The sequence below is a fragment of the Frigoribacterium sp. MEB024 genome (genome assembly GCF_000878135.1).
Taxonomy (GTDB): Bacteria; Actinomycetota; Actinomycetes; order Actinomycetales; family Microbacteriaceae; genus Frigoribacterium.
The window spans coordinates 78803-98118 of record NZ_JXQZ01000002.1 but is presented as its reverse complement, the minus strand read 5'-3'; the positions used below and the strand labels follow the sequence as shown (position 1 = coordinate 98118).

Genomic DNA, 19316 nt, shown 5'->3' with positions numbered 1-19316 from the left:
GGTGGTCCTCTCGGGGGGCGGGGTCATTCGGTACGGGTGGTGCGGCGCATCGCCTCGTAGGCGTCGAGCGCGGCCCGGCGCGAGGCCTTGAGGTCGACCATGGGCTCGGGGTACGAGTCGTCGTCGACCTCGGGAACCCAGCGGCGCACGTAGTCGCGGTGCTTGTCGAACTTGTCGGCCTGCAGCACGGGGTTGAACACCCGGAAGTAGGGGGCCGCGTCGGCGCCCGAGCCGGCCGTCCACTGCCAGTTGGCGGGGTTGTTCGCCTCGTCCGCGTCGACCAGGGTGTCCCAGAACCACTGCTCGCCGACCCGCCAGTCGGCCAGCAGATTCTTGACGAGGAAGCTCGCCGTGACCATGCGCACCCGGTTGTGCATGTAGCCGGTGGTCCACAGTTCGCGCATGCCGGCGTCGACCAGCGGGATGCCGGTCGTGCCCTGCTGCCACGCCTCGAGTTCGCCCGGCTCGAGGTCGTGCCACGGGAACTCGTCGAACTCGGGCCGGTAGTTCTTCGTGGCCAGGTGCGGGTTCGCGAAGAGGACCGTGTGGTTGAACTCGCGCCAGACGAGTTCGCGCAGGAAGCCCGAGGCCTGCTCGCGGGCGTCGGGCGTGAGGTCGCCCCGCATGCGGTGCCAGACCTGGAACGGGCTGACCTCGCCGAACCGGAGGTGGGGCGAGAGGTGACTCGTCGCCTCTTGAGCAGGTTCGTCACGGAGACCGTAGTCGGCCAGGTGTCCCGTGGCGAAGCGTTCGAGCGTGTCGAGGGCGGAGGCTTCGCCCGGGGTCCACGAGTCGCGGAGTCCCCCGGCCCAGTCGGGTGCCGTGGGCAGGAGGGACCACGAGTCGAGGTCGTCGCTGTCGGGCGCCGTACGGGGCCCGTGCAGTTCGTCGGGGGCCGCCTCGGGGTGGCGCGGCTCGGGCCGGTCGAGGCATGCGCGCCAGAACGGTGTGAAGACCTTGAACGGTTGGCCCTGCCCGGTCTGGATCGTCCACGGTTCGAACAGGAGGTTCGCCTGGAAGCTGCGCACGTCGAGCCCACGCTCGCGAAGCGACGACTTGAGGTCGGCGTCCGCGTCGCGGGCGGCGAGGCCGTACCGGCGGTTCCAGAAGACGGCACCGGCGCCTGTCTCGTCGACGAGGCGGGGCAGTTCGCGGGCCTGGGGGCCCCGGCGCAGGGTCAGTCGGCCGCCGATGGCCCGGAGCGACTCGGCGAGAGCGGCGAGGCTGTGGTGCAGCCACCAGCGCGAGGCGCCGCCGAGGGGGCGGATGCCGTCGGTCTCGTCGTCGAGCAGGAAGAGGACGACGACCGGTTCGCCCTTCTCGACGGCGGCCACCAGGGCCGGGTTGTCGGCGAGGCGCAGGTCGTCGCGCAGCCAGACGATCGAGGGCGACGTCATGCGTCGGCCCCGACCGGCGAGCCGAGGCGCAGCTTGGTGCACAGCTCGGCCAGGGAGGCCAGTTCGTCGTCGTCGAGCGCCCCGCCCACCCGCCGGCGGATCGCCTCGGCGTGGCTGATCGCCGTGCGTCGGTACAGGTCGTAGCCCTCGTCCGTCATGGTCACGATGATGCCTCGTCCGTCGCCGGGGTCGGAGGTCTTCTCGACGATGCCCTTCGAGGCGAGTCGGTCGACGAGGCGGCTGATGCTCGGCTGCGTGAGCAACAGGTGGCGGGTGAGGTCGCGGATGCGAGCCCGACGATCGGGCTGGTTCGACAGGTTGAACAGCACGTCGTACTCGTTGAACGAGATCTCGCTGGTCGGAAAGCACTCGGTCAGTTCACGCATGACGCTGACCTGGGCCCGGAACAGGGCTTCCCAGGCCCCCACGGCCATCGATGTCTCGCTCATGTCGTACCTCACGTTCGTCGAGGACGAGTCTACGAAAGGCCACCGTCCTCGGGCCGACACGGGTGGGCGCGAGACGCGCGCACCGCAGGGTCGGGGCACACGACAGGTCGTCGGGGCACACGACAGAGGGCCGGTCGCCCGATGGCGACCGGCCCTCTTCCCTTGCACCAGGAGTGTCCTGCAATCACATTCCGCCTCGGTCGCCACAGCAAACGACGTCGGCGAGACACAATCTATAACGGATCGGTAACGGTGGTCCAGGGGTGAACCCGAGCAGTTCCTGGGAACTCGGACCGAGCCGGCACCGCGGCCGCCGTGTGATGCGAGCAGGGCTCAGAACACGTCGGGCGACGGCGTCGACGCGTGGCGGATCGAGACGTCCGCGTGGCGGTCGAAGCGGTAGCCGACACCGCGGACGGTGCGGACGATGTCCTCGAAGGCGCCGAGCTTCGACCGCAGTCGACGGACGTGCACGTCGATGGTGCGTTCGTTCGGCACCTCGTCGTCGCCGTCGGCCCACAGGCTCGAGATCAGTTCGGTTCGTTCGATGGTGCGGCCCTCGCGCAGGACGAGGTACTGCAGCAGCTCGAACTCCTTGTACGTCAGCGGGGCCACGTCGCCGTCCAGCAGCAGGCGCTTGCGCGAGATGTCGACGACGACGCCACCACGGGCGCCGGGCTCGTCGTCCTCGGCGACCTGCCGGCGCTTCGCCAGGGCGGCCGGGTCCTGCAGGGCCAGACGGACCACGTCGACGTCGCGGCCGCCGGCGCCCTCGGGAGCCAGTGCCACGGCGGCGTGCGTCTCGGCCGACGGGGCGATCCGACCGACGAGTTCTTTGATCTGAGAGACGACGTCGCCGAGCGAGGTGCCGTCGGCGGCGGCCTTCAGTTCGTCGAGTCCGACGTAGAGGACGAAGCCGCGGGCCTCGGTGCCTTCGGGTACGGCGCGGGGCCGGGGTGCCGCGGGAGCCGTGGCGACGGGCGCGGCGGTCGGGGCGGCCGAGCGGGAGGGCGCGATCTCGCGGAGGGACGTGGGGGCGGCGGAGCGGGCGGGCGAGACGGTGCGGGTGGCGGTGACGGGGCGGTCGAGGATGAGGGACATGACAGGCGGGGTCCTTGCGTGACGGCGGCGGTCCCTCGGCCGACGGGTCGCCGGGGACGGAGGGACTGCTCGATGTGTGTCGGTGCTCGATCCCGCCGGCGATGGTGCCGTACGTCACGAGCAGTCGGTGCGATGCACCGTTCGGGATGCGCGTCGAGGGTGGCGACGCGGAGCATCCTGGAGTCGGTGGCTCAGTGACCGGGTGGGGCCACGAGCTCAGCTGGCGGTGTCAGCAGCTTCGACTCGGCGAGGTGTGTGACCGGATCAGGCACACATTCGACACATGACAGCGTGCATCGGCATCATCATGCCGGTGCTCCCGAGGGCCTCACGAGAGGTCGGGGCGAGCACGCTGTTAGTCATGGGGTCGATCTTGTTACACCCTGCGTCCCGATGTCAAGCGACGTTCGCGTTCCGGCGGCGTGGGTGGTCCGGAAACGCCGAACCGCGCCTCCTGCGGTCGAGGAGGCGCGGCCCGGGGCGTTGGGGCGACGGGGGTCAGGCGAGCCCGTAGAGGCGGTCGCCCGCGTCGCCGAGGCCCGGCACGATGTAGCCCTGCTCGTTGAGCTTCTCGTCGACGGCGCCCAGCACGACGTGGACGTCGCGGCCCTCCATCGCCTTCTCGACGGCGGCGAGGCCCTCGGGCGCGGCCAGGATGCAGACCGCCGTGACGTCGACGGCGCCGCGGTCGAGCAGGTAGTCGATCGCCGCGATGAGCGAACCGCCGGTGGCGAGCATCGGGTCGAGCACGAAGCACTGACGGTTCGACAGGTCGTCGGGCAGACGCTCGGCGTAGGTCGTGGGCTGCAGGGTCTCTTCGTCGCGCACCATGCCGAGGAAGCCCACCTCGGCCGTGGGGACGAGCTTGGTCATGCCCTCGAGCATGCCGAGGCCGGCGCGCAGGATCGGCACGACGAGCGGTCGCGGCTGGCTGATCTCGAGGCCCGTGGTCGGGCCGACCGGGGTCTCGATGTCGACGGGGCTCGTGCGCACGTCGCGCGTGGCCTCGTAGGCCAGCAGCGTGACGAGCTCTTCGGTCAGCGCCCGGAAGGTGGGGGAGGGCGTGCTCTTGTCGCGGAGCACGGTCAGCTTGTGGGTAATCAGGGGGTGGTCCGCTACGTGCACTCGCATAGGCTCAACGGTAGCGGAGTCGGCCGGTTCCGCGAGCCGTCCCGACCCCGCAGAGGCCCCGTGATCGCCGTCCCGCCCGAGTTCGACGACTGGATGTCCCTCGCCCTCGCCGAGGCCGACGCCTGCCGCGTCTCGGCCGACGTGCCGGTGGGTGCCGTCGTGGTCGACGCCGACGGTGTGGTGATCGCGACGGGCCGGAACGAACGCGAACTGCGCCAGGACCCGACGGCCCACGCCGAGGTGATCGCCCTCCGGGCCGCCGCAGAGCACACGGGTGACTGGCACCTCACGGGTACGACCCTCGTGGTCACCCTCGAACCGTGCCCCATGTGCGCCGGGGCCCTGCTCGCCGCGCGCGTGCCGCGGCTCGTCTACGGCGCCTGGGACGACAAGGCAGGAGGCGCGGGCAGCGTCTACGACATCGTCCGCGACCGCAGGCTCCCGCACCGCGCCGAGGTCTACGCCGGCGTGCGCGAGGCGGAGTGCCGGGCGCAGCTCGACGCGTTCTTCGCCGAGCGACGCTGAACCGACCACCGCCGGTGGCCGACCCGCGCCTCCTCGGGGTCAGTCGGCGGCGCGGATGACGATCGCGTCGGTCGGCGGGTCGACCTGGCCCGGCTTCACCCAGACGTCGGGTTCGACGTAGATGACGCGGGCGATCGGCACGGCTTCGCGTATGCGCGACTCGACGGCGTTGATGGCGCTGGCGACGTCGGCCAGCACGGTGCGGCCCGGCATCGCGACCTTGACGCCGACGAGCAGCTCGTCGGGGCCGAGGTAGAGCGTCTTCATGTGGATGATCGACTCGACCTCGGGGCCGCCGGTGACGGCTGCGCGGATCTTCGCGACGTCGTCGGCCGAGGCGCCCTCGCCGACGAGCAGGCTCTTCGTCTCGATGCCGAGGATGATCGCGACGGCGACGAGCAGCACGCCGATGGCGAGGGTGCCGATCGCGTCGAACACGCCGTCACCGGTGATCCAGGTCAGCACGACGCCGACCATGGCGAACGAGAGGCCCAGCAGGGCGGCGGCGTCCTCGAGCAGCACGACCGGCAGTTCGGGGGCCTTGGCACGGCGCACGAACGACACCCAGCTCTGCTGCCCCTTGCTCGGTCGGGACTCGCGGATCGCCGTGCGCAGCGAGAAGCCCTCGAGGGCGAGCGAGATGGCGAGCACGAGCACCGGCAGCCAGGGCACCTCGAGCGGGTGCGGCTCGCGCAGCTTCTCGATGCCCTCGTAGAGCGAGAAGACCCCGCCGACGCTGAACAGGATGATCGACACGACGAAGGCGTAGACGTAACGCTCCCGTCCGTAGCCGAACGGGTGCTCGGCGTCGGCCGCCTTCTTGGACTTGCGGCCGCCCAGCAGCAGCAACACCTGGTTGCCCGAGTCGGCCAGCGAGTGGACGCCCTCGGCGAGCATCGACGACGATCCCGAGAAGGCCCAGGCGATGAACTTCGTCACCGCGATGCCCAGGTTCGCGCTGAGTGCGGCGATGATCGCCTTGTTGCCGCCGTGACTGCTCATCGGTTCCGATCCCCTCGTGTGGTCCTGGTCGATCCTAGGATGGCCGGATGGTCACCACCCTCCCCACCACAGCGATTCTCGGAGCCGGCTCGATGGGCGGCGCGATCCTGCAGGGCCTGCTGCGCCCCCAGGTGTCCGTCGACGGGGGCGTGCGGGTCACGAACCGCACCGAGGTCAAGGCCCGGGCGCTGCGGCACGGCGCCGTCACCTCGCTCGCGACCGAGACCGACCCGAGCGCCAACTCCTCGGCGGTCGTCGGTGCGCGGCTGGTCCTGATCGGCGTGAAGCCGCACATGGTGGTCGACCTCCTGCACGAGATCGGTCCGGTGCTCGACGCGGGTGCCCTCGTGGTGAGCCTCGCCGCGGGAGTCACGACCGCCACGATGGAGGCCGCCCTCCCCGAGTCGGTCTCGGTGCTGCGCTCCATGCCCAACACGCCGTCGCACGTCGGTCTCGGCGTGACCGGGCTCAGCGCGGGCTCGCGCTCGACCGACGCCGACCTCGACCTGGCCCGGTCGCTCTTCGCGGTGGTCGGTGACGTCGTCGTCGTCCCCGAGTCGCAGATCGACGCGCTCAGCACGATCTCGGGTTCGGGCCCCGCCTACGTCTTCTACCTGATCGAGCAACTGCAGGAGGCGGCGGTCGCCTTGGGCTTCACGCGTGCGCAGGCCGCCACCATGGTCCAGGGCACGTTCCGCGGCGCGAGCGAGCTCCTCGCGACGAGTGACGTCCTGCCGGCCGACGCCGCGCCGGCCGAGTTGCGTCGTCGGGTCACCAGCCCCGGCGGCACGACCGAGCGCGCCGTCGCCGAGCTCGCCGACGGTGGCCTGCTCGAGCTGTTCGAGCGGGCCACCCAGGCCGCCCTCGCCCGCAACCGCGAGATCGCCGAAGGCCGCTAGCCGCGGTCAGCCCTCGAGGGCGGCGAAACGTTCGATCGCACGGCTGTCGCCCGACACGATGATCAGGTCGTGGTTGCTGATGACCGTCTCGGGGGTGGCCTCGACGAACGCACCCCCCGGGCTCTTCACGCCGACGATCGTGATGCCGTACTTCTTCCGGATGTTCGACGCGGCCAGCGAGGCACCGCGGACGGGCTTCGGCGGGTACATCTTGACGATGGCGAAGGCGTCGTCGAACTCGATGTAGTCGAGCATGCGACCCGACACGAGGTGTGCGACGCGCTCGCCGGCCTCCCGCTCGGGGTAGATGACGTGGTTGGCACCGATGCGGGCGAGGATCTTGCCGTGCGACTGGCTGATCGCCTTCGCCCAGATCTGCGGCACCTTCAGGTCGACCAGGTTGGCCGTGATGAGCACGCTGGCCTCGATCGACGAGCCGACGGCGACGACCGCGATCGAGAAGTCCTGCGCACCGATCTGCTTGAGTGCGTCGATGCTGCGGGCGTCGGCCTGCACCGCGTGCGTCACGCGGTCGGCCCATTTCTGGACGAGCCCGGCGTCGGTGTCGACGGCCAGCACGTCACGGTCTTGCCGTTCGAGTTGTCCGGCGGTCGCGGCGCCGAACCGCCCGAGGCCGATGACGAGCACCGGGGCGTCGTGCTTGATCTTGTCAACCAACGATCGGTCGCTCCTCGGCTCGGGTGAACAGCTGGCGTCGCTGGCTGGCGGCCAGGGCGACGGAGAGTGTCACTGTACCAACGCGGCCCATCCACATCGTGACCGCCAGGATGTACTTGGCCGAGTCCGGGAGGCGGTCGGTCAGACCGGTGCTGAGCCCCGAGGTGGCGAACGCCGAGATGGACTCGAACAGCACGTGGTCGAGGGGCTCCTTCGTGATGTGCATGATCAGGATGCTCGACACGGCGACGATCGTCGCACCCCAGAGGACGACGCTGACGGCCAGGCGCAGGACGTCGCTCGGGATGCGGCGGCCGAAGGCTTCCATCGACCGCTGACCGCGCGCCTCGGCGAAGGCCGCCAGGAAGAGCACCGCGAGCGTCGTCACCTTGATGCCTCCGGCGGTCGATGCCGACCCGCCGCCGATGAACATGAGCATGTCGGTGACGAGCAGGGACGACCCGTTCAGGTCGGAGATCTGGATCGTCGAGAAGCCGCCCGACCTCGTCATCATGCTGAGGAAGAGCGACTGGAACACCGTCGGGCCGGCCTCGATGCCGCCGAACGTCTTCGGGTTGTCGAACTCGAGGACGATGTAGAGCACCATGCCGAACACGATGAGGATCGCCGTCGTCAGCAGGGTCAACTTGACGTGGACCGACCAGCGCCGGGGGTTGCGTGGGTTGCGGGCCAGGGCGTAGATCACCGGGAACCCGATGCTGCCGAGGAACACCCCCACCATGATCAGGCTCAGGAACCAGTAGTCGTTCTCGAACGCGGCGAGTCCCTCGGCGTTCGGCGTGAACCCGGTGTTCGTGAAGGCCATGGCCGAGTAGTAGAAGCTGTCGAGCACGGCGTCGCCGACGGGGATGCCGTCGATGAGCATGCGGGGGATCATCAGCACCGCGATGACCAGCTGGATCACGAACGAGCTGAGCGCCACCGTCGTGAGCAGGCCACCGATCTCGCCGAGCCGCACCGCCTGACCCTCGGGAACGGGGCCGGCGTGCACCCGCAGCGGGTTCTGGTCGCCGGCCGCCATCAGTCGAGCGCGCAGGCCGATTTTCCGTGAGACGACGAGACCCATGATCGAGGCCAACGTGAGCACGCCGATCGCCCCGATCTGCACGCCGACGAAGATGACGACGTGGCCGAACAGGGACCAGTGGGTGGCCATGTCCACCGTCGCGAGGCCGGTCACGCAGATGACCGAGACGGCCGTGAAGACGGAGTCGGCCAACGGGGTGATCGTCCGGTCGGCCGACGAGATGGGCAGCGAGAACAGCAGGGTGAAGACGACGATCAGACCGGTGAAGATCAGGATGGCGAAGCGCGCGGGCGACTTGCGACCGATGTCGTCGATCGCGTCGCTGAGTGTGCGCCAGGGCGAGCGGCCGGGGTCCGAGGGGCGGCGTCGACCGGCGACGGGGGCGCGAGTCACGACGGTCATGCTATCCCGGGTCACTACGCTGGTCGCATGCCGGACATCTTCGCCGTGATCGCCGACGCCACCCGCCGAGACCTCCTCAAGGTGCTGCTCGACGCCTCGGTGTCGACCGACTCCGCCAATGCCGACATCAGCGTGGGCGAGATGGTCACGTCGCTCGGCGTCAGCCAGCCGACGGTCTCGAAGCATCTGCGGGTGCTGCGCGAGGCGGGTCTCGTGCGGGTCCGTGAAGAAGGGCAGCACCGCTACTACTCGCTCGAGCCGGGGCCGCTCGAGGTCGTCGAGGACTGGTTGATCCCGTTCGTCAGCGCGGACTCGTTGACCTCCGAGGCGCTGGCCAGCACGCCCTTCGCGGCCTGGGCCGGAGCCACCGTCCCCGCCCCGCTCCGGCGGGCGGCCGAGAACCTGCCCGATGCCGAGGACGTCGGGAGCACGCTGGGTCGCTACGCGGCCGGAGCCCAACACCGCGCCTCCTCGGCCCTGCACGACGCGCAGAGCGCGCTCGGTGCCCTGGACGAGCGCGTCATCGACCCCGTCCGCAAGCGGTGGGGACGCACCGGACAGTAGCGACCCGGGCACCTTTACACCGAGTCACACGCGCCCCTAGAGTTGCCCCCAGGCACACGGGAAACACCCGTCTGCTCCACAGCCCCGCCCCGGGGCCCGAGTCGAGGCAGGGTCATGTCGCAGGATCTGTCGGATGTGCGGTTCCTCACGGTCGCCGAGGTGGCCGACATGATGCGCGTGTCGAAGATGACGGTCTACCGCATGGTCCACTCGGGCGAGCTGCCGGCGATCCGCTTCGGGCGGTCCTTCCGCGTGCCGGAATCGGCCGTCGCGGCCGTGTTGCGAATCGGCATCGCCGACGTCGGGTAGGCCCACTTCGACTTTCTCGGGCCGTCCTAGTAGACTGACCCGAGGCATTTTTCCGCGGTTCTGTTTCGGACCCGGTCGGTCCAATCCAGAAATCAGTGAGGTCCTCTATGGGTTCTGTCATCAAGAAGCGTCGCAAGCGCATGGCGAAGAAGAAGCACCGCAAGCTGCTTCGCAAGACTCGTCACCAGCGTCGCAACAAGAAGTAGTCGCTCGACACGAAGGCCCCCGCCGACCACCGGTCGCCGGGGGCCTTCGTCGTGCCCGGGCGCCATTCGGCCCTCGCTACCCTTGGGGCATGGCCGAACCGCAGATCACCCTCCTGACCAAACCGGGCTGTCACCTGTGCGACGACGCCCGGTCCGCGCTCCACGACGTGCTGGCCGAGGCCGAGTTCGCCGATGCCGTCCTTCCCGTCGACGAGAAGAACATCCTCGACGACGCCGAGCTCACCGCCGAGTACGCGGAAGAGATCCCCGTGGTGCTGATCGACGGTCGCGTCCACACCATCTGGCGGGTCGAGCCCGAGCGCCTGCGGACGGCGCTCCGCGCGGCTTTCGCATGACCAATTGCTCCAATATTTATTCTTCCAATTAATCGTTTCAGATGGCACGCTCTTCCTGAGTGCAGAGTTGCACAGATTGGAGGAGGACATGATCGGGAAGAACAGGACGACCGCACCATCGATTGCTGTAGTGCTCATGCTCGTGACGATGTCGATTGCTGGAACAGGGAGTGGGGCATTCGCTGCTGACCAGCCCGACGACGCAGAGGCCGTCATGGCCGTTCAGAGCCAGGGGCACACGGTTTCTTTCGTGTCGGGCGAAACCCCGCGAGGGCCGTCGTCCTCGCCCCGAACGCGTCAAGGTCTGGGCAATGCGGAGGCAGGCGCGGACGGGCAGTACATTCGCGTACTCACTGAGCAGGAGCTAGTCGACTTTGGTTTCTCGGTCCTGATCGACGGGCGTCCGGCTCGTCTCGAACTCGACGAACGGGGAGGCGTGCGGATCTTGGACGACAACGGATCTGCCATCAACTCGCTCGCGCCACCCGTGGCCGTCGACGCGGACGGACGAGATCTTCGCTCGTCCTACGAGATAGCCGGCAACACTGTTCGGCAGCGCTTGGACGATGTTCCCGCGACGTTCCCCGTGACGATCATGGCGCGACTCGAGTGCAACTTTCAATTCTGTACCGTCATGTACAGCCGGAACGAGACGCGCCAGCTTACCAATTCAGGTCTTGTGGCAGCACTCATCGCCGCAGCGTGTGGGCCTGTCGGATGGGCCTGCGGAATCGCGACGGCGGCGATGGTGCAGACTGCCAATTCGGCGGTGGCCCAGGGGCGGTGCGTGGGTATCAGGCGCACGTCGTTGCCAAGCCTGGTCACGTGGCCCGTCATCGAGAATTGCCGTCAATGAAACAGCGAGGAAGTGACCGTGTCGTTCCTCGTCGGTCAATGACGGTCAGCTATGCCCCTTCGACTCGTGGAGGGCTGTTGATCGCCATCGTCATGATGGCCGGCGGGCTTGAGTTGCACTTCACGGGCGTGCTGGGGCGGTTCGATCAAACGGTGGTGCTGCTGGTGTTCTTGGTGCTCATCGGCGGCTTGCCGCGAGTAGTCGCCAGTGGCAGCGGGTGGTGGCGGACGCGAGCAAAGGAAGTCCCGGCGGCGGTTGTCTACGGTCTGGGCCTTCTCGTGACGATCACAGCCGTCTCATTGACTGAATCGATGTCGTCGCCCGTGCCGGCCGTCGCGGCTCTGGTGGTGCTGGGTGTCCTGACCTTCGTCTCTTGTTCGAGGGCCGTCGCCGTCGGTCCTGTTCGCCGTACAAGTCAGGGCTGACGAAAAGTTGGCGGTCCGGTCTCATTCGAGACCGGACCGCCAATCAACCGATCCGTGGCGAGGAGCTACGGCTGGAGGCGCGTGGGGCCGCGGAAGAGGAAGGTCACCTCGCGCAGGTTGGCCTGGTGCAGCATGAGCATCAGCACGCGGGCGAGGCCCATGCCGAAGCCACCGTGCGACGGGGCGCCGTAGCGGAAGAAGTCGAGGTAGCCGCCGAGTTCTTCGGGCTTGAGGCCCTTCTCGCGGATCTGCTGCTCGAGCACCTCGATGCGGTGCTCGCGCTGGGCGCCGGTCGAGATCTCGGTGCCGTTGAAGATCAGGTCGTAGCTCTTGGTCAGCTGCGGGTCGTCCTCATGACGCATGTGATAGAACGGGCGGATCGAGATGTCGTAGTCGGTCAGGAAGACGAACTCGTGGCCGAACTGCTCTCGCACGTACTCCGAGATGCGGCGCTCGCCCTCGGGGTCCATGTCGGCGTCGGCACGGGGCACCTCGTAGCCGCGCTCGGCGACGATGCGCTTCGCCTCGGCGAGGGGGATGCGGGGGAACGGCGTCACGGGGACGGTGACCTCGACGTCGAAGAGCGCCTTGATCTCGTCGCCGTGCTTCTCCTTCACGGCCGAGAACGCGGCCACGAGCAGTTCTTCGTGCATGCGCATGACGTCTTCGTGGCTGTCCACGTAGCTGATCTCGGAGTCGACGCTGGTGAACTCGGTCGCGTGACGCGAGGTGAACGACGGGTCGGCGCGGAACACCGGCGCGATCTCGAAGATCTTGCCGAAGCCGGACGTCTGCGCCATCTGCTTGAAGAACTGGGGGCTCTGCGCCAGGTAGGCGGCGCCCTCGAAGTAGTCGACCTTGAACAGCTCGGCGTTCGACTCGCTCGCCGTGGCCATGAGCTTCGGCGTGTGGATCTCGACGAAGTCGCGCTCGATCCACCAGGTGCGCAGAGCGTGCTCGAACGTCGTCTGCACGCGGAAGACGAGGGCGTTGCGCGGCACGCGCAGGTCGAGGAAGCGGTAGTCGAGTCGCTTGTCGATGCTGCTGTCGGCGGCGATCGGGGTCTCTGGGTCGGCCAGCGAGTCGACGACGAGCGTCTCGACCTTGACCTCGATGCCGCCGAGCTTGACGCGCTCGTCGTGCTTGAGTTCGCCCGTGACGGTGACGAAGCTGCCCTGCGACAGCGACGAGATGGCGTCCGCGACGTCGTCGGTCTCGCCCGCGGCTTCGAGCACGTCGGCGGCCGTACGGGGGCGGACCAGCTGGAGGGCACCGGTCTCGTCGCGCAGGACGACGAACTGCACCTTCTTCTGATCACGCACCGTCTCGACCCAGCCGGTCACGGTCACGGGTCCGTCGGGCAGCGCGGACAGGTCTTTGATGAGGGTGCGTTCGATCACGAGGCCCGAGTTTACAGTCACCGCCTCCCGCGGCCCGCCGCACCGCTCGTCCGTGCCGCGGCGAGCTTGGGGCTTCCCGTGTGGGAGGTGTGCAGGCGGTCCCGACCTAGACTCGTCCGCATGCCCGCGCAGCAGATCCATCTCGTCCGGCACGGTGAGGTGCACAATCCCGAGCACGTGCTCTACGGCCGCCTCGACGGGTTCGGCCTGAGCGATCTCGGCCACCGGATGGCGGCTGCCTCGGCCGAGGCCTTCCACGAGCAGGGGGTTCCGGTCCGTGCCGTCTTCGCCTCACCGTTGCAGCGCACCCGCGAGAGTGCGGCGCCGTGGTCGTCGGCCTTCGGGCTCGAGACGCAGGTCGACGAGCGATTGATCGAACCGACCAACAAGTACCAGGGTCGGCGGAGCGACTTCAGCATCGCCAAGCAGCTCAAGGTGCCGGCCGAGTGGCCGTGGATCGTCAACCCCCTGAAGCCCAGCTGGGGCGAGGCCTACGTGAGCATCGCCGCCCGCATGCTCTCGGCGATCGACGAGGCCTGGTCGAGCGTCGACGACGGAGACGTCGTGCTCGTCAGCCACCAGCTGCCCATCTGGATGGTCCACCGCAGCGTCACCGGTGCCCGCCTGTTCCACGATCCGCGCCGCCGCCGCTGCACGCTCTCGAGCATCACCACGCTCGAGCGTCGCGAGGGGGGCTTCGTCGAGGTCGGCTACCAGGAACCCGCTGCACACTTGAACCAGTCCGCCGTCGACCTGGGAGCAGTGTGAGCCAGACCATCCGCCCGACCCGAGCCCGTCTCATGGCCCGCGGCCTCGCCCTGGCCGGCGTGGTCGCCCTCGTCGCCACGGGGTGCTCGACCGCCGACGACCTCGCGACGCAGTACGGCAACGGCACGACCGAGAACTACATCTCGGGCAACGGCACCGTCACCGAGATCGCGCCCGAGGACCGCACCGACCCGGTCGCGTTCACGGCCGAGACCGACGCCGGCGAGACCGTCTCGCGGTCCGACCACGACGGCGAGGTCGTCGTCCTCAACTTCTGGTACGCCGCGTGCCCGCCCTGCCGTCTCGAAGCCCCCGAGCTCGAGAAGCTCAACAAGTCGTACGCCGACAAGGGCGTCGAGTTCCTCGGCGTCAACGTGCGCGACCAGGCCGACACCTCCCTGGCATTCGCGCGGACCTTCGACGTCACCTATCCGTCGGTCGTCGACGCCAACGACGGGGCCGTCCAGCTCGCCCTCGCGGGCACGATCGCACCCAACGCCGTGCCGACCACGATCGTCCTCGACAAGCAGGGCCGCATCGCCGCGCGCATCCTGGGCGGTCTCGACGGGCCGAGCATCCTCGACACCCTGATCTCCGACACCCTCGCCGAGACGTCCTAGGTGTACCAGGGCAATCCCTTCTTCGACGCGGTCGTGGGCGGTCAGCTCGCCGTCGGCCTGCCGGTCGCCCTGCTGGCGGGGCTCATCTCGTTCCTGTCGCCCTGCGTGCTGCCGCTCGTGCCGGGGTACCTCGGTTACGTCGGCGGCCTGACCACCGGCGCGACCGAGGCAGGGGCCAAGCGGCGCGACCGCCGCCGGCTCGTGTTCGGTGTCGTCCTGTTCATCCTCGGCTTCTCGGTCGTCTTCGTCGGCACCTCGCTCGCCTTCGCCTCGGCCGGGTTCTGGCTGATCCAGTGGCGCGAGGTCGTCACGCGGGTCATGGGCGTCGTGGTGATCCTGCTCGGCCTCGTCTTCATCGGACAGTTCACGTTCCTGCAGCGCACCCTGAAGCCCGGGTTCCTCCCGAAGACGGGCCTCGCCGGGGCACCGCTGCTCGGCATCGTCTTCGGCATCGGGTGGACGCCGTGCATCGGCCCGACCCTGGCCGCCGTGCAGGTGCTCGCCCTGGGCTCGGGCTCGGCCTGGCAAGGTGTCCTGCTCGGGGCCTTCTACTGCATCGGCCTCGGGGTGCCTTTCCTGCTCGTCGCGCTCGGCTTCGGCTGGGCCTCACGGTCCATCTCGTTCGTCAAGCGGCACATCCGCGTCGTCAACATCGTCGGAGGGTCACTGCTCGTGCTCATCGGTCTGCTCATGGTCACGGGCCTCTGGTCCAGCCTCATGTCGCACGTCGGGGCGGTGATCGCGACCTATGGCACGATCGTCTGACCGCGACGGGGGCGACGCGACCCGCGCCTCCTCGGCCGCCGCCGGCGCCGACACAGGGGTGACCGACACCGGGCTGACCGACGCCGACGCGACCGACGTCGGCGGCGACCCGTTGCGTCCGAGCGACCACATCGACTCGGTCCGCCCGGGGCCTTCCGACGGTGCGGGCATCACGCAGCCCAAGCTCGGGCCCCTGGGCTACCTGCGTTTCTTCTGGCGGCAGCTGACCAGCATGAAGACGGCGCTCTTCCTGCTGATGCTGCTCGCCGTCGCGGCGATCCCCGGCTCGCTCGTGCCTCAGCGCACCTCCGACCCCAACGGCGTCGTCCAGTACCGCACCGACCACCCCGACCTGTTCCCCGTGCTCGACAAGCTCGGTGTCTTCGACACCTATTCGTCGCCCTGGTTCTCCGCCGTCTACCTGCTGCTCTTCATCTCGTTGATCGGCTGCATCATCCCGCGCACGCGGCATCACTTCGAGGCGCTGCGGGCCCGCCCGCCGAAGACCCCCGCGCGGCTGTCGCGCCTGGCCGGCTACCGGTCGATCACCCTCGAGACCGCAGGAGGCGCGGGTGACGACGCGATCACGGCCGCCCGTGCCGTCGACGCGGCCCGTGCCCAGCTGAAGCGCTCCGGCTACCGCACACAGGTCTTCGGCGACTCCGTCAGTGCCGAGCGCGGCTACCTGCGCGAGACCGGCAACCTGGTCTTCCACTCGGCACTCGTCGGAGTGCTGCTCACCGTCGGGGTCGGCGGCGGGTTCGGCTACTCGGGCCAGCGTGTGGTCGTCGAGGGGCAGACCTTCTCGAACGTGCTCGGCTCGTACGACTCCTTCAACCCGGGACGCTGGTTCGACGAGACGCAGCTCTCGCCGTTCTCGATCGCACTCGACGAGTTCTCGACCGAGTACGCGCCCGACACGGCCGGCGGTGCCGGCATGGCCACCGACTTCACGGCCGACGTCACCGCCCAGGCGCGGGGCGGCGACGCCGAGAAGACGCAGATCAAGGTCAACTCGCCCCTGTCGATCGGCGGTTCGAACGTCTACCTGCTGGGCAACGGTTACGCGGTCGACGTGACGGTGCGCGACGGCGAGGGCAACGTCGCGTTCCGCGACACGGTGCCGTTCCTGCCGCAGGACACGAACCTGACCTCGCTCGGCGTCATCAAGGTGCCCGACGCCCTGCCCGAGCAGCTCGGCATGATCGGGTTCTTCTACCCCACGGCGGCGGACAACGGCACGGGGGCCCTGACGTCCACCGACCCGGACACGACGAACCCCGTGCTCAGCCTGAACGTCTACTCGGGCGACCTCGGACTCGACGCGGGCGTGCCGACGTCGGTCTACACGCTCGACACCGACGGTCTGACCCCGTTGGCGGGCACCGACGACGACGCGCAGGAGAAGGCCGTCCAGCTGACCCCGGGCGAGACGGCGACGATCCCCGACGGTCTGGGCACGATCACCTTCGACGGCGTCAAACGGTTCGCCTCGTTCGACATCCACCACGACCCGTCACAGGTCTGGGTGCTGCTCTTCGCCGGGCTCTCGTTCGCCGGTCTGCTGACCGCGCTGTTCGTGCCGCGCCGCCGGGTCTGGGTCAAGGCGACCGAGACCGACGGGGGCGTCCGGCTCGAGTACGCCGGGCTCGCCCGCGGCGAGGACCCCACGCTCGGACGTGCCGTCGGCGACATCGCCAAGGCGCACCTCGGCGGTCTGGGCGTCCCGGCCGACGTGGCCCGCGAGGTGGCCGACGACCCGGCCCGTCACGACGTCGAGAAACCCGGCCCCGACGCGGGCGGACGCGGACGTAAGATCTGATGGTGACCGCCGACCTCGCCTACTACTCGCTCGTCGCCGTGTACTCGGCGATGGCCATCTACACGATCTCGTTCGTGGCCTTCGCCCTCGACCTGGCGAAGCGGTCCGGTGACGCCCAGCAGGCGGCGGCCCGTGCCGCCAAGGCCGAAGCCCTCGCGACGGCGTCCGTCTCACGTTCGGCAGCGGGTGGCAGCACCGTCGTCCTCGACCGGCCGTCACGCGGTGCGGGCGGGGCGGCCTCCGCCTCCACCGGTGCGCCCGCCAAGGCGTCGAGCTTCGAGCGCGTCGCCATCGCGATGATGCTGCTCGGGTTCGTCGTGCACGTCGCCTCGGTCGTGCTGCGCGGCCTCGCCGCCGGTCGCGTGCCGTGGGCCAACATGTTCGAGTTCTCCCTCACCGGCACCGCGATCATCGTCGGCGTCTACCTGGCCGTGCAGCTGGTGGTCAACCTGCGGTTCCTCGGCGCGTACGTCATGGGCCTCAACCTGGTGCTGCTCGCGATCGGCACCGTCAACTACTACGTGGCGGTCTCGCCTCTGCCGCCGGCGCTCCAGTCGGCGTGGCTGGTGATCCACGTCTTCGTGGCCATCCTCGGCACCGCGTTCTTCGCCATCGCCGCCGGGCTCTCGGCCGCCCAGCTCGTGCAGACGAAGCGTGAGCAGTCCAAGCTCGCCGGTCTGCGCTTCCTCGACACCCTCCCGGGTGCCGAGCGCCTCGAAGACCTGGCCTACCGCATCGCCCTGGTCGGCTTCGTTCTCTGGACCTTCACCCTTATCGCCGGTGCCATCTGGGCCGAGCGGGCTTGGGGCCGCTACTGGGGCTGGGACACCAAAGAGGTCTGGACCTTCATCATCTGGGTGCTCTACGCCGGGTACATCCACGCGCGGGCGACCCGTGGGTGGCGTGGGGCCCGCTCGTCGTGGTTGTCGATCATCGGCTTCGCCGCCGTCATGTTCAACTTCTCGGTCGTCAACGTCTTCTTCAAGGGTCTGCACGCCTACTCGGGTCTCTGATCGACCGGCGCCTCGGCGTCGCCCGATGAGCCGCGTGGACCGACGTCAGTCGGCGAGCACCGCGTAGGAGGCGCGAAGCCGGTCCAGCCACATCCCCCGTCGGTCGTCGTCCACCGCGTGACGGCGGAGCAGGTCGAGGTCGACGTCGACACGGCGCACGTCGACCTCCCCGTCGACGGGTAGCAGGGGATCGCGCGTCACGTCGGCCCCGAGCAGGGCGGCCGTGCCGAGACCGCAGTCGTGGCGGAGGTCCGGCACGGCGGCGGCGAGGTGCGCGCCCATGCTGAGCCCGACCGACGTGTCGAGGGCGCTCGAGACGACGACGGGCAGCCCGGCCGCGGCGACGATCCGGAGCGCGGCGGTGACGCCACCGAGCGGTTGAGCCTTGATCACGAGCAGGTCCGCGGCACCGGCCCGGGCGACGGCCAACGGGTCGTCGGCCTTCCGGACGCTCTCGTCGGCCGCGACGGGGACGCCCAGACCCGAGACGCGGCGTCGCAGCTCGGCGAGCTCGGGCACCGTGGCGCACGGCTGTTCCGCGTATTCCAGGGCGTACGGTGCCAGGCCGACCAGCGCCTCCTCGGCCGACTCGACCGACCAGCCCCCGTTGGCGTCGACGCGGACGCGGCCCTCGGGGCCGACCCACTCGCGGGCCGCGGCGACGCGGGCGATGTCGTCCGCGAGGGTCTGTCCGCGTTCGGCGACCTTGACCTTGACCGTCCGGCAGCCCCGGTAGCGGGCGAGCACGTCGGGCACCCGGTCGGCGGCGACCGCCGGCAGGGTGGCGTTGACCGCCACCCGTCGGACACCCATGTCGGGGAGTCGGCCCCAGCCGAAGTCGATCGTGGCCGCGAGCCAGGCTGCCGACTCGGCCGGCCCGTACTCGAGGAAGGGGCTGAACTCGGTCCAGCCCGACGGGCCCTCGACCAGCAGGGCCTCGCGCTCGTCGAGCCCGCGGAACCGCGTGCGGAGGGGGAGGCGGACGACGTGGGCACCCTCGACCAGTTCGGCCAGGGGAGGCAGCGGGGGAGTGGTGGACGGTGCGCGGTCGACGGTCGGCATCCGTTCAGTGTCGCACCGGCGACCCCGGTAAGGTCGTGCGTCATGGTCGACCGCGAACCCGTACCCGCCCGAGAACCGGAGTGGTCGGACGACGAGCTCCCCACCCGTGGGCGTGACGGCGACGGCTCCGCCGCGTCGCAGTCGGACGGGCTCCAGGTCTTCGACGGCCCCGGTCACGACGTGGTCGACCGGCCTCCGCGCAGCCGACGGCTGGGCGTCGTCACGTTCGTCCTGGCGGTCGTGCTGCTCGCCCTGGACGGGCTGGCCCTGGGCCTCCTCGCCGCGGACGCCGTGAGCCCCGCCGCCGTCCTCGCCCTCGTCACCCTGCTGGCCTCGATCGTCGTCGGGGTCGTCGGGCTGATGGCCGTCGTCATGCGCCGCGGCCGCTGGTGGGGTGTGGCCGCGGTGGTCCTCAGTTCGCTGTCGAACCCGTTCGTGCTCGTCTGGCTGATCGGTCGGTTCGTCTCGAGGGTCTGATCGCGGGCCACCGCGGTCGGGGCGACGTCGGACCCCGTCGG

The 19316-nt window shown here is 69.5% G+C and carries 23 protein-coding genes; 14 read left to right on the top strand and 9 right to left on the bottom strand.

The annotated features are described in order from the left end of the window. Positions 1-23 precede the first annotated feature (23 nt). From SZ60_RS01550 to upp, 4 genes are all read right to left on the bottom strand, one after another. Positions 24-1397, bottom strand: coding sequence for a deoxyribodipyrimidine photo-lyase (locus SZ60_RS01550; RefSeq protein ID WP_043593014.1), 1374 nt, complete (start codon positions 1395-1397; stop codon positions 24-26). Then, positions 1394-1846: a MarR family winged helix-turn-helix transcriptional regulator gene (locus SZ60_RS01545; RefSeq protein WP_043593012.1), complete on the bottom strand. Its 453-nt coding sequence runs from the start codon at positions 1844-1846 to the stop codon at positions 1394-1396. Before SZ60_RS01545 ends, SZ60_RS01550 begins: the two co-directional genes overlap by 4 nt. A gap of 333 nt (positions 1847-2179) precedes the next feature. After that, positions 2180-2947 (bottom strand): winged helix-turn-helix domain-containing protein, encoded by a 768-nt coding sequence (locus tag SZ60_RS01540; RefSeq protein ID WP_082059763.1) that lies wholly within the window; start codon positions 2945-2947, stop codon positions 2180-2182. Between the two features lie 498 nt (positions 2948-3445). Then, the gene (gene upp, locus SZ60_RS01535) at positions 3446-4078 is read right to left on the bottom strand and encodes a uracil phosphoribosyltransferase (RefSeq protein ID WP_043593011.1); all 633 of its coding nucleotides are present in this window, start codon (positions 4076-4078) and stop codon (positions 3446-3448) included. 93 nt (positions 4079-4171) lie between these two features. Here upp and SZ60_RS01530 point away from each other — a divergent pair, with 93 nt between their 5' ends. Further along, positions 4172-4603, top strand: coding sequence for a nucleoside deaminase (locus SZ60_RS01530; protein ID WP_043593089.1), 432 nt, complete (start codon positions 4172-4174; stop codon positions 4601-4603). Between the two features lie 39 nt (positions 4604-4642). Here SZ60_RS01530 and SZ60_RS01525 read toward each other — a convergent pair whose 3' ends face one another. Continuing rightward, positions 4643-5605 carry a cation diffusion facilitator family transporter gene (locus SZ60_RS01525; RefSeq protein WP_043593009.1) on the bottom strand — a complete coding sequence of 321 codons (963 nt, stop codon included), beginning with the start codon at positions 5603-5605 and terminating at the stop codon, positions 4643-4645. A gap of 47 nt (positions 5606-5652) precedes the next feature. On the opposite strand from SZ60_RS01525, the gene proC reads away from it, so the two are divergent. Continuing rightward, positions 5653-6504, top strand: coding sequence for a pyrroline-5-carboxylate reductase (gene proC, locus SZ60_RS01520; RefSeq protein ID WP_043593007.1), 852 nt, complete (start codon positions 5653-5655; stop codon positions 6502-6504). Positions 6505-6510: 6 nt separating this feature from the next. On the opposite strand, the gene SZ60_RS01515 is transcribed toward proC, so the two are convergent. Beyond that, positions 6511-7182 (bottom strand): TrkA family potassium uptake protein, encoded by a 672-nt coding sequence (locus SZ60_RS01515; RefSeq protein WP_043593005.1) that lies wholly within the window; start codon positions 7180-7182, stop codon positions 6511-6513. Beyond that, positions 7175-8632, bottom strand: coding sequence for a TrkH family potassium uptake protein (locus SZ60_RS01510; protein WP_043593003.1), 1458 nt, complete (start codon positions 8630-8632; stop codon positions 7175-7177). Before SZ60_RS01510 ends, SZ60_RS01515 begins: the two co-directional genes overlap by 8 nt. Positions 8633-8659: 27 nt before the next feature. Between SZ60_RS01510 and SZ60_RS01505 the strand changes: the two genes are divergently transcribed. The 6 genes from SZ60_RS01505 to SZ60_RS01485 all read left to right on the top strand — a co-directional run bounded on the left by SZ60_RS01505 (position 8660) and on the right by SZ60_RS01485 (position 11348). Further along, a complete protein-coding gene (locus tag SZ60_RS01505) occupies positions 8660-9196 on the top strand; it encodes a helix-turn-helix transcriptional regulator (protein WP_082059762.1) in 537 nt (178 codons plus the stop codon). Positions 9197-9310: 114 nt separating this feature from the next. Further along, positions 9311-9505 (top strand): helix-turn-helix domain-containing protein, encoded by a 195-nt coding sequence (locus tag SZ60_RS01500; protein WP_043593002.1) that lies wholly within the window; start codon positions 9311-9313, stop codon positions 9503-9505. A 107-nt stretch (positions 9506-9612) separates the two neighbouring features. Further along, positions 9613-9711 carry a 30S ribosomal protein bS22 gene (locus tag SZ60_RS16730; RefSeq protein WP_003792170.1) on the top strand — a complete coding sequence of 33 codons (99 nt, stop codon included), beginning with the start codon at positions 9613-9615 and terminating at the stop codon, positions 9709-9711. Between the two features lie 89 nt (positions 9712-9800). After that, entirely contained in the window at positions 9801-10067 is a 267-nt protein-coding gene (locus SZ60_RS01495; RefSeq protein ID WP_043593000.1) for a glutaredoxin family protein, read from the top strand. Positions 10068-10071: 4 nt separating this feature from the next. Next, positions 10072-10923, top strand: coding sequence for a hypothetical protein (locus SZ60_RS01490; RefSeq protein ID WP_156155440.1), 852 nt, complete (start codon positions 10072-10074; stop codon positions 10921-10923). A gap of 77 nt (positions 10924-11000) precedes the next feature. Next, positions 11001-11348: a hypothetical protein gene (locus SZ60_RS01485; protein ID WP_137847623.1), complete on the top strand. Its 348-nt coding sequence runs from the start codon at positions 11001-11003 to the stop codon at positions 11346-11348. A gap of 65 nt (positions 11349-11413) precedes the next feature. Here SZ60_RS01485 and aspS read toward each other — a convergent pair whose 3' ends face one another. Next, on the bottom strand, positions 11414-12748 hold the full coding sequence (aspS, locus tag SZ60_RS01480; protein ID WP_043592995.1) for an aspartate--tRNA(Asn) ligase: 1335 nt from the start codon (positions 12746-12748) through the stop codon (positions 11414-11416). A 120-nt stretch (positions 12749-12868) separates the two neighbouring features. On the opposite strand from aspS, the gene SZ60_RS01475 reads away from it, so the two are divergent. The 5 genes from SZ60_RS01475 to ccsB are packed head-to-tail and all read left to right on the top strand — an operon-like array spanning position 12869 to position 17736. Continuing rightward, positions 12869-13516, top strand: a complete 648-nt coding sequence (locus tag SZ60_RS01475) for a histidine phosphatase family protein (RefSeq protein WP_043592993.1) — start codon at positions 12869-12871, stop codon at positions 13514-13516. Further along, entirely contained in the window at positions 13513-14136 is a 624-nt protein-coding gene (locus SZ60_RS01470; RefSeq protein WP_231567023.1) for a TlpA disulfide reductase family protein, read from the top strand. Before SZ60_RS01475 ends, SZ60_RS01470 begins: the two co-directional genes overlap by 4 nt. Beyond that, positions 14137-14901: a cytochrome c biogenesis CcdA family protein gene (locus SZ60_RS01465; protein ID WP_043592991.1), complete on the top strand. Its 765-nt coding sequence runs from the start codon at positions 14137-14139 to the stop codon at positions 14899-14901. Beyond that, positions 14885-16723 (top strand): cytochrome c biogenesis protein ResB, encoded by a 1839-nt coding sequence (locus SZ60_RS01460; protein ID WP_082059761.1) that lies wholly within the window; start codon positions 14885-14887, stop codon positions 16721-16723. The genes SZ60_RS01465 and SZ60_RS01460 overlap by 17 nt, the downstream gene beginning before the upstream one ends. Further along, positions 16723-17736: a c-type cytochrome biogenesis protein CcsB gene (gene ccsB / locus SZ60_RS01455; RefSeq protein ID WP_043592990.1), complete on the top strand. Its 1014-nt coding sequence runs from the start codon at positions 16723-16725 to the stop codon at positions 17734-17736. Before SZ60_RS01460 ends, ccsB begins: the two co-directional genes overlap by 1 nt. Before the next feature lie 45 nt (positions 17737-17781). Here ccsB and SZ60_RS01450 read toward each other — a convergent pair whose 3' ends face one another. Further along, on the bottom strand, positions 17782-18798 hold the full coding sequence (locus tag SZ60_RS01450) for an o-succinylbenzoate synthase (RefSeq protein WP_043592988.1): 1017 nt from the start codon (positions 18796-18798) through the stop codon (positions 17782-17784). A 42-nt stretch (positions 18799-18840) separates the two neighbouring features. Here SZ60_RS01450 and SZ60_RS01445 point away from each other — a divergent pair, with 42 nt between their 5' ends. Next, entirely contained in the window at positions 18841-19275 is a 435-nt protein-coding gene (locus tag SZ60_RS01445; protein ID WP_043592986.1) for a hypothetical protein, read from the top strand. The last annotated feature ends 41 nt before the right edge of the window (positions 19276-19316 follow it).